Genomic DNA, 12,262 nt, shown 5'->3' on the forward strand with positions numbered 1-12,262 from the left:
TTAACGGCCCGCGCCGACATCGATCGCCGGCCGCCGATCGATCATGGTCGGAATGTCTTGATCCTGTCACCGAGCCGGCAAAGCGATGGTGACCATGGGACGTTCTCCCTACCGTGAGGCGGCATGGCGGGTGGGGACGTTGCGGGGCAGGGGTCGGGTACGACGGACGTGAGCGGTGCGGCGCCCGATGCCGTCGCGCTGTACGACGCCCATGGCGACGCCCTGTTCGGGTTCTGCGTGGCGCTGGGATACGAGCCGGGGGTCGCGGCACAGGCGGTGCGCGCGACGCTGGCGGTGGCGCCCGAGCGGATCCGCGCGCTGCGCGAGCCGGGCCGGGCCCGGGCGCTGCTGTACGGGCTGGCCCGGGCCGAGTGTGCCCTGACGGCGGTCGACCGACGCGGGCCCGGGGTGGTCGAGCAGGTGTTGGCCGCGGGCGGGGCGGCCTGGAGCGTGCCCGATCGCCGGCGCCTGGTGCCCCTGGTCCCGTACGCGTTGTGGGCGGTGGACGAGGTCGAGCGGATCGCGCTGGACCTGTCCGTACGGCACGGCCTGCACGAGCGCGAACTGGCCGATGTGCTGGCGCTCTCCGAGCGGCGGGTGGAGCGGGCGTTGATCCGCGCTCGGGAGCAGTTCGAGCACGCGCTCGCGGTGTACGCGGTGGCCACGCACGCGCGGCGGGACTGCCCCGAACTCGCGCTGCTGCTGCCGGACGCGGGTGCGGCGGTGGAGGCGTCGCTGCGCCAACCGCTCTACCTGCACGTCGACTCGTGCCCCGACTGTGTGGTGTTGCGGCCGGGGAAGGTGGACGCGCGGGCGGTGCTGGTCGCCGCAGTACCGCCCGCGGCGCCGTATTCGATCCGGACCGGGTTGCTCGGGGCCGGGACGACGGCCGCAGGCGGGTGGGAGGGCGGCGGGCCGGTCGACCGGAGCGGCTTCCCGAAGGGGATGGGCAGGCCCCGCTCGCGGGTTCCGGTCGTGGTGACGGGGGCGGTGGCCGTGGCGCTGGTGCTCGGCCTGGCCGTGCTGGTGCGCCCGGGCGACGGGGACGCGGGATCGCCGGTCGCGCTGGGTTCGACCGAGGCGCCGGATCAGCCGGTGGTCGGCCGGCCGCCCGCGGTGTCCGCGCTCGCGCCCGCCCCGAGTGTCGCCCCGTCGAGGTCGCCCGGGTCGAGTGCGCCGACCTCGGTGCCGAGTACGCGCGCCGACAGCGCGAAGCCGACCGCCCGCACCAGCAGGAGCGCCAAGCCCTCGACGGCCGGCCCCGCGTCGGCGGGCGGGGTGCCGGTGAATCGGCCGCGGGCGCTGGAGACGACGGGCAACCCGGCGCCGCGGGGCACGCTCGCGTGGTCGCGCACGTCGGTGGAGCTCGGCGCGGACGGCGCCGCGCAGACCGTCCGGCTCACCGCGACCGGCGGGCCGGTCACGTGGTCCGTGGGCATGGCGGAAAATGATTGGCTCACGGTGAGTCCGAATTCCGGGACGCTGGCCAATGGTCAGTCGATATCGATCACGATCTCCGCGAATTCGGACAGGACCCCGGCCACCACGTGGAAGGTGATCCTTTCGGCGAATCCGACGGGTGCTTCGCTCGTGGTCAACGGCGAGGGGCGTCGTGCGGACGTTCGATGAAAGAATCCGGCCAAAGGTGACGGACATTCACTCGAAAGTATGATTGTCGACCTCGAAAGGCGTATGAAAGTGCAAATCGCCTGAGTCGACGGCTCTCGGACACCTACGTTCACCAGCGTGACGGATTCGGTAACCGGCCCGGGAGCCGCTCCTGGCGGAGCTCCTTGCTCCGCTCCCCCCGCCGCGGTGCTGTCATGGGGACGCGCCGCCTACGACGCCTACGCCGAAGGGCTCTACACCTACTGCCTCTCGGTGCTCCGAGATCACCACGCGGCGGCGGAGTCGCTGCGCAGCACGTTCGTGCTGGCCGATCGTCACATCGGCCGGCTCCCCGACCTGGACCTGCTCAAACCGTGGTTGTACGCGCTCGCCCGGTACGAGTGCCTGGTCCGCCTGGACGCCCACGTGCGGGTGGGCACCGGGCCGGGGCGGCCCGAGGACGTGCGGGTGGTGTGGGCACACGAGCGCAGCCTGCCGCCGCTGGCCGCGGGCGCCGACGAGCCCGCCGATCTGTTTCCCGGCACCGAGGCGGGCCGCCCTCCCGCCCGGCGCGGCGACCTGGACGAACTGGCCTGGCCGGACGCCGTGGGCCTGGTACCGGAGCAGCGCGAGGCGCTCGAACTGTCCGTGCGACACGGGCTCGACCCGCGCGGCCTGGCCGCCGTGCTCGGCTGCGACGAACAGCACGCCCGCAGCCTGCTGCTGGCGGCCGGTCGGGAGGTGGACCGGACCCGGGCGGCGATCGCCGGCGTCGAGGCCTCGTCCGGGTGCCCAGAGGGCCAGGAACTGGCCACCGGGCGGCTCACCTCCGCGCTGCGCGAGCGGCTGATCGCGCACGTGGAGACGTGTCGGCGGTGCGGACCGCACGTGCGCCGCGCCGCGACCTACCTGGCGCCGACCACGGGTGCGGCGGCGGCGCCGGTCGCCCTTGCGCTGGTCGCGCCGCCGGCGGCGCTGCGGATCGAGGTGCTGGGTGAGGTCGGCAAGGGGCGCTCGGCCCAGCGGCCGCCGGAGATCGCCCGGCGGGTCGCCGAGTTCGACCGGGCCGGCTTCCCGGTCTTTCGGGCCGGCGTGGTCGAGCGCGGCAACCGACGCCGGGCCACGGTGATCGCGGCGGTCGTGGTGGCCGCGGTGGTCGCCGCGCCCGCGCTGGCCCTGTGGCAGGCGTCCGGCGGATCCGCCGGCGAGTCCGGCGCCAAGGCGGTCACCATCGCCTCCGCACGGGTGGAGAGCCCGGCCGGCCCCGGCACGGCCTCGCCGCCGATCGGGCCGGCGAGATCGCCGGCGACGACGGGGAGCCCCGCCGCCCCGGGCGCGCCGCGCGGACCCGGCTTCGCCCCGACCTCCTCCGCGCCGGCGCCCGCCCCGCTCGCCGCCGAGGTGGTCGCGCCCGGTGTCGCCGTACTCCCGCAGCCCGGGCCGCCCGCTCCCGTGCCGCCTCTGGTCAGCGCCACCCACACCGGTGATCGCACGGTCGTCACGTTGCGCAACATCGGCTCGGTCCCGGTCGACTGGCAGGCCCGCACGGCGGCGACCTGGCTGCGCCCGAGCCCCGCACACGGCACGCTCGCCCCGGGGCAGCAGGACACCGTCACCGTCTCGGTCGATTCCAAGCGGGCCCCGCGGGGGGCGTGGACGGCCAGGATGGTGGTGGATCCGGGCGGCACCGTGATCACCGTCGAGGGCAGTACCGGTGAGCCGACGCCCTCCACCCCGCCGCCGAGCACACCCCCCGCGAGCACGCCGCCGCCGCGCAGCCCCGAGCCGACCGGCTGAGCCGAACCCGACCCGGCCGGGCTCAGTCGATCGGATCCGCCGGGTGCGGGGCGAACGGCCGGCCGGCCGCCAGCCTGGCCTGACATGCCGCGACCAGCACCGCGTATGCCGCCTCGCCCATCAATTCACGCAGCTCCGGGCCGTACGACTCGTACACCGGCTCGCCCGCGCCGTGCGCCTCGGTGCTTCCGGTGCACCACCAGTGCAGGTCGTGGCCGCCCGGTCCCCAGCCCCGGCGGTCGTACTCGCCGATGGTCACCATCAGCACGCGGGTCTCGTCCGGCCGGTCGATCCAGTCGTAGGTCCGGCGCACCGGCAGCTGCCAGCAGACATCCGGCTTGGTCTCCAGCGGGTGCACGCCCTCCCGCAGCGCGAGGGCGTGCAGCGAACAGCCCGTGCCGCCGGCGAAGCCGGGCCGATTCAGGAACACGCACGCTCCGTCGACCAGGCGCGTGCGCTTGTCGCCGTCCTCGAACTCGCTGACGCCCTGCTCCATGGCCAGGTCGTGGAACTGCCAGGTCTGCGGGGTGAGCCGTTCGGCCCACGTCAGCACCCGTGTCTCGTCGTCCTCGTCCGACCAGTGCGCGCCCAGCGAGCAGCACCCGTCGGGCGCCCGCCCGGCCACCACCCCGTGGCAGCCGGAGCCGAAGATGCACTGCCAACGCGAGGTCAGCCAGGTCAGGTCGCAGCGAAAGAGCTGATCGGCGTCCTCGGGGTCGGGGAATTCGAACCAAGCGCGCGGAAAATCCAGGTCTACCTCAGGCACGGGACAAGCCTAGGCCGTGTCCGGCGGATCCTGGTGGATCAGGTCGCGTCGTCGGGTGCCGTGGCTCGGCGTGCCGGAGAAGCGGCCGCACAGTCGTTCCCTTCGCTGTTTCCCCGGTGCGGCGAGGCGGGCGCAGCGCGGAGCCCGTAGGCCGGATGCCGGGCGGCGCGGCCCCACCGGGATCCGCCGGACCCGGCCTCGGGCTCGCGGCCGGGGGGTCCGTCGGGCAAAGGTGTGGCAACCGAGGGAACGCCCCCGCTCGCGCGCCGGGGGCGACGGATTACCTTCATGACCATGCGACTCGGTGTTCTCGACGTGGGCTCCAATACGGTCCACCTGCTCGTGGTCGACGCCCATCAGGGTGCTCGACCCCTTCCCGCGTACTCGCACAAGCGCGAGCTGCGCCTGGCGGAGCTCCTGGAGCCGGACGGGAGCATCGCCCCGCACGGGGTCGATCTGCTGGTCCGGACGATGGCCGCCGCCCTGGAGATCGCCGAGGACAAGGGCGTCGAGGACCTGCTGCCGTTCGCCACGTCCGCGGTGCGCGAGGCGGCCAACTCCGAGGCGGTGCTCGATCGGGTGCGCCGCGAGACCGGCGTGGACCTCCAGGTGCTCACCGGCGCCGACGAGGCCCGGCTGACGTTCCTGGCGGTGCGTCGTTGGTTCGGCTGGTCCTCCGGGCGGCTGCTCGTGCTCGACATCGGCGGTGGGTCGCTGGAGATCGCGGCGGGCGTGGACGAGGAGCCGGACGCGGCGGCCTCGCTGCCGCTGGGCGCGGGCCGGCTCACCCGGTCCTGGCTGCACACCGACCCGCCGTCGCCGGACGAGATGCGGGTACTGCGCAAGCACGTGCGCGCGGAGATCGCCCGCACGGTCGCCGAGTTCAGCCGGCTCGGCCGGCCCGACCACGTGGTGGCCACGTCCAAGACGTTCAAGCAGCTGGCCCGGATAGCCGGCGCGGCGTCCTCGGGTGAGGGTCCCTACGTCAAGCGCTCGCTCAGCCGGGCCGGCCTGGCCGAATGGTTGCCCCGGCTCGCGGCGATGGCCGCGAGCGAGCGGGCCGGTCTGCCGGGGGTGTCCGTGGGTCGGGCCCCGCAACTGGTCGCGGGCGCGATAGTGGCCGACGCGGCGTTGGACCTGTTCGACGTGAACGCCGTGGAGGTGTGTCCGTGGGCGCTGCGCGAGGGCATCATCCTGCGGCGGCTGGACTGGATGGACTGAGGCCGGCCGGTCACCCGGATGCCGTGGCCGGCGCGCGGATCGCCCGTACCGATGGGTGGGAAATGGCCGGGTGGGCGGCGGATGGTTCTACTCTGGGCGACGTGGCCGACCACGACATACTCCACGGTACGGGGGCCGACACGTCCGAGGCGCGGGTGCCGGACGCGGTTCTGCGCGTCCCCGACGCGAAGATCGCCCTGTCCACCGCCTCCGTCTATCCCGAGTCCACCGCCGACGGTTTCGAGATCGCGGCCCGGCTGGGCTACGACGGGGTCGAGGTCATGGTCTCGACCGACCCGGTCAGTCAGGACATCGAGGCGTTGCGCCGGTTGTCCGACCACCACGGCGTGCCGATCGTGTCCGTACACGCGCCCTGCCTGCTGATCACCCAGCGGGTGTGGGGGACGGACCCGTGGACCAAGCTGGTGCGTGCGCGGGACGCGGCGGAGCGACTCGGCGCGAAGACCGTCGTGGTGCATCCGCCGTTTCGCTGGCAGCGCAGCTATGCCCGCGACTTCGTGCGCGGCATCGACCGCATGGCGGGCGAGACCGACGTGCTGTTCGCGGTGGAGAACATGTTCCCGCTGCGCTACCGGGACAAGGAGGTCGCCGCGTACGCGCCGGACTGGGACCCCTCCGACGAGGACTACCGGCACTTCACGCTCGACCTGTCGCACACCGCGACCTCGCGCTCGGACGCGCTGGACATGCTGGCCCGGATGGGCGACCGGCTGGGGCATGTGCACCTGGCCGACGGGAGCGGCTCGCTCAAGGACGAGCACCTGGTGCCCGGGCGCGGCACCCAACCGTGCGCGGAACTGCTCGAACACCTCGCCCGCACCTCGTTCGCCGGGGCGATCGTGCTGGAGGTCAACACCCGCCGAGCCGCCTCGCGCGCCGAACGCGAGGGGGATCTGGCCGAGGCGCTCGCGTACACCCGGCTGCATCTGGCGGCCGAGGCGGAGGCGGAGCGGCGCTATGGCTGAGGCGCGAACCGCGGCCGGCGCGCGGCGCGGTCCGGGCCGACCGCCCGGCCGGCGCGGCGACGCCTCGGCGACCCGCGAGGGCATCCTGGAGGCGGCCCGCGCCGAGTTCGCCGCGCGCGGCTACGCCGGTGCGTCGGTGCGCGCGATCGCCCGCGGTGCGGGGGTGGATCCGGCGCTCGTGCACCACTACTTCGGCCCCAAGGACCGGGTGTTCATCGCCGCGATGGACCTGCCGCTGGAGCCCGAGGAGCTGATCGGCCGGGTGTTCGCGGCGGGCGTCGAGCATGCGGGCGAGCGCCTGGCCGAGGCGTTCGTGACGTTGTGGGAGCACCCGGACACCGGAACCCGGTTGCTGGCCATCCTGCGCACCGCGGTGTCCGACGGCGGCAACCCGGCGTTTCGCGAGTTCGTCGGCGCCGAACTGATCGCGCGCCTGGCCGAGGGGATCGGCGGCGAGGACGGGGCGCTGCGGGCGAACCTGTGCGTGAGCCAACTCCTGGGGGTCGCGCTCACCCGCTACGTGCTGCGGCTGGAGCCGATCGCCTCGACGTCGGCGGCCCACGTCGCGGACCGACTCGCGCCGATCCTGCAGCGCCATCTGACCGGCTGAGCGCCGACCGGGCGGGGGCGGACGCCCACCCGGGACCGGCCCGCGGCGGGTCGCATGGTGGACGTCCGCCCCGTCGTTCCCGTTCGCGGACGTAAGCTCGAAAGCACCCCGGATCCACCGGACCAATTGCTGAGAGGGTGTGTGCAGTGCCGCAACTCAGGTCTCGGACGGTCACCCACGGTCGCGAAATGGCGGGCGCTCGCGCGCTCCTCATGGCCGCAGGCGTCAAGCGTGAAGACTTCGGCAAGCCGATCATCGCGGTCGCCAACAGCTTCACCGAGTTCGTACCGGGGCACACCCACCTCCAGCCGGTCGGCCGGATCGTGTCCGAGGCGATCTCCGCGGCGGGCGGCATCCCGCGCGAGTTCAACACGATCGCCGTCGACGACGGCATCGCGATGGGCCACTCGGGCATGCTCTACTCGCTGCCCTCGCGCGAGCTGATCGCCGACGCCGTGGAGTACATGGTCAACGCGCACCAGGCCGACGCCATGGTGTGCGTGTCGAACTGCGACAAGATCACCCCCGGCATGCTGATGGCCGCGCTGCGGCTGAACATCCCGGCCGTGTTCGTCTCCGGCGGTCCGATGGAGGCCGGTACGGCGGTCATGGTGGACGGCCGGGTGCGTCCGCACCTGGACCTGATCACCGCGATCTCCGACTCCGCCTCCGACCGGGTCTCCGACGAGGACCTGGAGCGGATCGAGGACGCCGCGTGTCCCACGTGCGGTTCGTGTGCGGGCATGTTCACCGCCAACTCGATGAACTTCCTGGTCGAGGCGATGGGCCTGGCGCTGCCGGGCAACGGCTCGGTGCTCGCGACGCACACCGCGCGCAGGGCGCTGTACGAGAACGCGGGCAGCACGGTGGTGGAGATCACCAAGCGCTACTACGAGCAGGACGACGAGAGCGTGCTGCCGCGCAACGTGGCGACCCGGCAGGCGTTCGAGAACGCGATGGCGATGGACATCGCCATGGGCGGCTCGACCAACACCATCCTGCACCTGCTCGCGGCCGCGCAGGAGGCCGAGATGGACTTCACCATGGCCGACATCGACGCGCTCTCGCGGCGCGTGCCGTGTCTGGCCAAGGTGGCGCCGAACAACGCGCCGTACCACGTGGAGGACGTGCACCGCGCGGGCGGCGTGCCCGCGCTGCTCGGCGAGCTGTACCGCGCCGGGCTGCTGCACGAGGACGTGCGCTCGGTGCACACCGATTCGCTCGCCGAGTGGCTCAAGACCTGGGACGTGCGCGGCGGCTCGCCCTCCGCCGAGGCGGTCGAGCTGTTCCACGCGGCGCCCGGCTGCGTGCGTTCGGCCACCGCGTTCAGCCAGTCCGAGCGCTGGGACTCGCTCGACCTGGACGTGGCCGCAGGCTGCATCCGCGACGTCGAGCACGCGTACAGCAAGGACGGCGGCCTGGGCATCCTGTACGGCAACCTCGCCGAGGCGGGCTGCGTGGTCAAGACCGCGGGCGTGGACGAGTCGATCTGGACCTTCTCCGGGCCGGCCGTGGTGGTCGAGTCGCAGGAGGCGGCCGTCGACGCGATCCTGACCAAGCGGGTCAAGGAGGGCGACGTCGTGGTCGTGCGCTACGAGGGCCCCAAGGGCGGTCCGGGCATGCAGGAGATGCTCTACCCGACGTCCTTCCTCAAGGGCCGCGGGCTCGGCGCGAAGTGTGCGCTGATCACCGACGGGCGCTTCTCCGGCGGCACCTCGGGTCTGTCCATCGGGCACGTCTCACCGGAGGCGGCGGCCGGCGGCACGATCGCGCTGGTCAAGGACGGCGACATCATCACCATCGACATCCCGAACCGGCGCATCGAGCTGGAGGTCTCCTTCGAGGAGCTGGCCGAGCGTCGCGAGCGGCTGCTGCACGACCTGGGCAAGTACCGCCCGGTCGACCGCGACCGGGTGGTCAGCACCGCGTTGAAGGCGTACGCGGCGATGGCCACCAGCGCGGACCGCGGCGCGGTGCGCGACGTGTCGATGTTCGACTGACCCACGGCGCTTTTCGAAAGGGGCGTCCCGGCTGCGGCCGGGGCGCCCCTTTCGGCGTTCGCACTCATCGGGCCGACGCGGTGAACAGGAATGCCCGGAACGCTTGACGGCGTGGGGCGACAGGCTCATATTCAACACATGATGAATTATTCCGGAGGCGACGCGATCCGGGCCGAGGGGCTGCGGGTCGTACGTGGTGGGCGCGTGGTGCTCGACGACGTCTCGTTCGTGGTGCCGCGCGGGAGCGTCACCGGGCTGCTCGGGCCGAGCGGTTGCGGCAAGAGCACGCTGATGCGCGCGATCGTCGGCGTGCAGTCGCGGGTGAGCGGGCGGCTGGACGTGTTGGGCCGGCCCGCCGGTCACCGCAGGCTGCGCAGCGCGATCGGCTATGTGACCCAGGCGCCGTCGGTCTACGCGGACCTGACCGTGCGGGAGAACCTGCGCTACTTCGGTTCGATCCTGGGCGCCGCGGCGAGCGAGGTGGACCGGGTGCTCGGCGAGGTGGACCTGGTCGACCGCCAGGACGCGGCGGTGGCCCGGCTGTCCGGCGGGCAGCGGGCCCGGGTCTCGCTGGCCGCCGCGCTGCTGGGGGCACCGGAGCTCCTGGTCCTGGACGAGCCCACGGTCGGCCTCGACCCGGTGTTGCGGCGCGACCTGTGGGGCCTGTTCCACCGGCTCGCCGACACCGGCGTCACGCTGCTGGTGTCCAGCCACGTGATGGACGAGGCCGAGCGCTGCGAGCGGCTGTTGCTGCTGCGCGACGGTGTGCTGCTCGCCGACGACACCCCGGCCGCGCTGCTGACGCGCACCGGGACGCGGGACGCGGAGTCGGCCTTCCTCGCACTGGTCGACGCGGCGGCCGGGCCGGGCTCGACCTCCACCACCCCCTCGCCTTCGTCCCCGCCCGAGTCCTCGGCGGAGTCCTCGGCCTCGGCCTCCGGGAGCGCGTCATGACCGGCACCGCCACCACCGCCACCGCGCGCCGCGTGCTCGCCCAGTTGCGGCACGACCCGCGCACCATCGCGCTCATGCTGCTCGTGCCCTGCGTGCTGCTCACGCTGCTGTACTGGCTCTACGACGCCGACCCGCGCAAGTTCGACCACATCGGCGGACCGCTGCTGGGGATCTTCCCGTTCGTGGTGATGTTCCTGGTCACCTCGGTGGCCACGCTGCGCGAGCGGTCCACCGGCACGCTGGAGCGGCTGCTCACCATGCCGATCGGCAAGCTGCAACTGATCGGCGGCTACGCGCTCGCCTTCGGTCTGGTCGCGGTGGTCCAGGCGGCCGTGGCCACCGGTCTCGCGATCGCACTGCTGGGTCTGGACGTGGCCGGGCCGACCTGGCTGATCCTGTGCGTCGCGGTGCTGGACGCGCTGCTCGGACTCGCCCTCGGACTGCTGGTGAGCGCCTTCGCCCACACCGAGTTCCAGGCCGTGCAGTTCCTGCCCGCGGTGATCCTGCCGCAGTTCCTGCTGTGCGGGCTGTTCGTGCCGCGGGAGCAGATGCAGCCGGCGCTCGAAGCCGTCTCCGACGTGCTTCCGCTGTCCTACGCGGTGGACGCGATGCTCCGACTGACCACCGACAGCGAGGTCTCCGGCCTGCTGCTTCGCGATATCGCGGTGGTCGCCGGCTGTGCGCTCGCGGCTCTCGGGCTCGGTGCGCTGACCCTGCGCCGGCGCACCCCATAGGACACGTGTACGTACCGTACGGTGGCCACTGGAGGCACCCGGCGTGCCTCCGGTGGAGCAACGGACGCGAGAAAGTGTGGGGCCATGGCTCAGCGGGTCGCCGTCGTCGGCACCGGGAAAATCGGTGAAGCGCTGTTGTCCGGGATGATCCGGGCGGGCAAGAGCCCGGGCGATCTCCTGGTCACCACGCGCCGGGCCGAGCGTGCCGAGGATCTGCGCCGCCGCTACGGCGTGGAGGCGGTCGGCAACGCCGAGGCCGCCAAGGCGGCCGACATCCTGATCCTGACGGTCAAGCCGCAGGACATGGCCGCGCTGATGGACGAGCTGGCCCCGCACGTGCCCGCCGACCGGCTGGTCGTCAGCGGCGCGGCGGGCATCACCACCTCCTTCCTGGAGGCACGCCTGGCCGCCGGCACCCCGGTGGTGCGGGTCATGTCGAACACGCCCGTACTGGTGGACGAGGGGATGAGCGCGATCTCCGGCGGTGCGCACGCCACCGAGGAGCACCTGGCGCGGGTCGAGGAGATCTTCGGTTCGGTCGGCAAGACCATCCGTGTCCCGGAGAAGCAGCAGGACGCGGTCACCGCGCTGTCCGGCTCCGGCCCGGCCTACTTCTACTTCCTGGTCGAGGCGATGACCGACGCCGGCATCCTGCTCGGGCTGCCGCGCGCCGCCGCACACGACCTGATCGTGCAGGCCGCGATCGGCGCGTCGGTGATGCTGCGCGACTCGGGCGAGCACCCCACGCTGCTGCGCGAGGCGGTGACCTCCCCGGCCGGCACCACGATCGCCGCGATCCGCGAGTTGGAGAACCACGGCGTGCGGGCCGCGCTGCTGGCCGCGCTGGAGGCCGCGAGCAACCGGTCGCAGGAGATCGCCGAGGGCCTCAAGTGAAGCCCGGGCTGGTGCTCTTCGACAACGACGGGGTGCTGGTGGACAGCGAGCCGATCGCCAATCGCGCGCTCGCCGGCCTGCTCACCGAGCTGGGCGTGCCCACCAGCTACGAGGACTCGCTGCGCGACTACCTCGGCGGCACCATGGCCCGCGTGCACACGATCGTGCGCGAGCGGGCCGGCGTCACGCTGCCCGACGACTTCGATCACGTCTACCACGAGCGGGTGTTCGCCGGGTTCCGGGCCGAACTGCGGGCCGTGGCCGGGATCGCCGACGTGCTCGCCGCACTCGACCTCGCGGGTGTCCCGTACTGCCTGGCCTCGTCCGGCACGCACGAGCGGATCCGGCTCGCGCTGACCCGGACCGACCTGATCGGGCACTTTCCCGACGCGGTGCGGTTCAGCAGCCAGGACGTCGCGCAGGGCAAGCCCGCGCCCGATCTGTTCCTGCACGCGGCGGCCACGATGGGCGTCGACCCGGCGCGCTGCGTGGTGATCGAGGACAGCCCGCTGGGGGTCGAGGCCGCGCGGGCGGCGGGGATGACCGTCCACGGCTATGCCGCGATGACCCCGCCGGAGCGGCTGGCGGACGCCGATTCGTTGTTCAAGGACATGGCCGACCTGCCGGAGCTGCTGGGAATCGGGACGGTTTCACCCGGTTTTCCGGGCCGCGGAATCTGACGATTCATCAAA

General features: G+C 73.0%; 11 protein-coding genes. 10 read left to right on the plus strand and 1 reads right to left on the minus strand.

From position 1 onward, the window contains the following. The first annotated feature begins 123 nt into the window (after window positions 1-123). On the plus strand, window positions 124-1,629 hold the full coding sequence (locus ACFZBU_RS28180; protein WP_391586463.1) for a hypothetical protein: 1,506 nt from the start codon (window positions 124-126) through the stop codon (window positions 1,627-1,629). Between the two features lie 186 nt (window positions 1,630-1,815). Then, a complete protein-coding gene (locus tag ACFZBU_RS28185) occupies window positions 1,816-3,405 on the plus strand; it encodes a hypothetical protein (protein ID WP_391586464.1) in 1,590 nt (529 codons plus the stop codon). A 22-nt stretch (window positions 3,406-3,427) separates the two neighbouring features. Here the strand turns inward: ACFZBU_RS28185 and ACFZBU_RS28190 are convergent, their stop codons facing one another. Next, entirely contained in the window at window positions 3,428-4,171 is a 744-nt protein-coding gene (locus ACFZBU_RS28190; protein WP_391586465.1) for a hypothetical protein, read from the minus strand. Window positions 4,172-4,465: 294 nt separating this feature from the next. On the opposite strand from ACFZBU_RS28190, the gene ACFZBU_RS28195 reads away from it, so the two are divergent. The 8 genes from ACFZBU_RS28195 to ACFZBU_RS28230 all read left to right on the plus strand — a co-directional run bounded on the left by ACFZBU_RS28195 (window position 4,466) and on the right by ACFZBU_RS28230 (window position 12,250). Beyond that, window positions 4,466-5,392 (plus strand): Ppx/GppA family phosphatase, encoded by a 927-nt coding sequence (locus ACFZBU_RS28195; RefSeq protein WP_391586568.1) that lies wholly within the window; start codon window positions 4,466-4,468, stop codon window positions 5,390-5,392. A gap of 170 nt (window positions 5,393-5,562) precedes the next feature. Continuing rightward, entirely contained in the window at window positions 5,563-6,378 is an 816-nt protein-coding gene (locus ACFZBU_RS28200) for a sugar phosphate isomerase/epimerase family protein (RefSeq protein WP_391586569.1), read from the plus strand. Further along, a complete protein-coding gene (locus ACFZBU_RS28205; RefSeq protein WP_391586466.1) occupies window positions 6,371-6,988 on the plus strand; it encodes a TetR family transcriptional regulator in 618 nt (205 codons plus the stop codon). Before ACFZBU_RS28200 ends, ACFZBU_RS28205 begins: the two co-directional genes overlap by 8 nt. 146 nt (window positions 6,989-7,134) lie before the next feature. Beyond that, entirely contained in the window at window positions 7,135-8,988 is a 1,854-nt protein-coding gene (gene ilvD, locus ACFZBU_RS28210) for a dihydroxy-acid dehydratase (protein ID WP_391586467.1), read from the plus strand. Between the two features lie 138 nt (window positions 8,989-9,126). Beyond that, entirely contained in the window at window positions 9,127-9,942 is an 816-nt protein-coding gene (locus tag ACFZBU_RS28215; protein ID WP_391586468.1) for an ABC transporter ATP-binding protein, read from the plus strand. Next, on the plus strand, window positions 9,939-10,676 hold the full coding sequence (locus tag ACFZBU_RS28220; RefSeq protein ID WP_391586469.1) for an ABC transporter permease: 738 nt from the start codon (window positions 9,939-9,941) through the stop codon (window positions 10,674-10,676). The genes ACFZBU_RS28215 and ACFZBU_RS28220 overlap by 4 nt, the downstream gene beginning before the upstream one ends. Before the next feature lie 84 nt (window positions 10,677-10,760). Then, window positions 10,761-11,570 (plus strand): pyrroline-5-carboxylate reductase, encoded by an 810-nt coding sequence (gene proC / locus ACFZBU_RS28225; protein WP_391586470.1) that lies wholly within the window; start codon window positions 10,761-10,763, stop codon window positions 11,568-11,570. After that, window positions 11,567-12,250: an HAD family hydrolase gene (locus tag ACFZBU_RS28230; RefSeq protein WP_391586471.1), complete on the plus strand. Its 684-nt coding sequence runs from the start codon at window positions 11,567-11,569 to the stop codon at window positions 12,248-12,250. Before proC ends, ACFZBU_RS28230 begins: the two co-directional genes overlap by 4 nt. Window positions 12,251-12,262: the final 12 nt, after the last annotated feature.

The organism is Embleya sp. NPDC008237 (assembly GCF_042956465.1).
GTDB lineage: Bacteria > Actinomycetota > Actinomycetes > Streptomycetales > Streptomycetaceae > Embleya.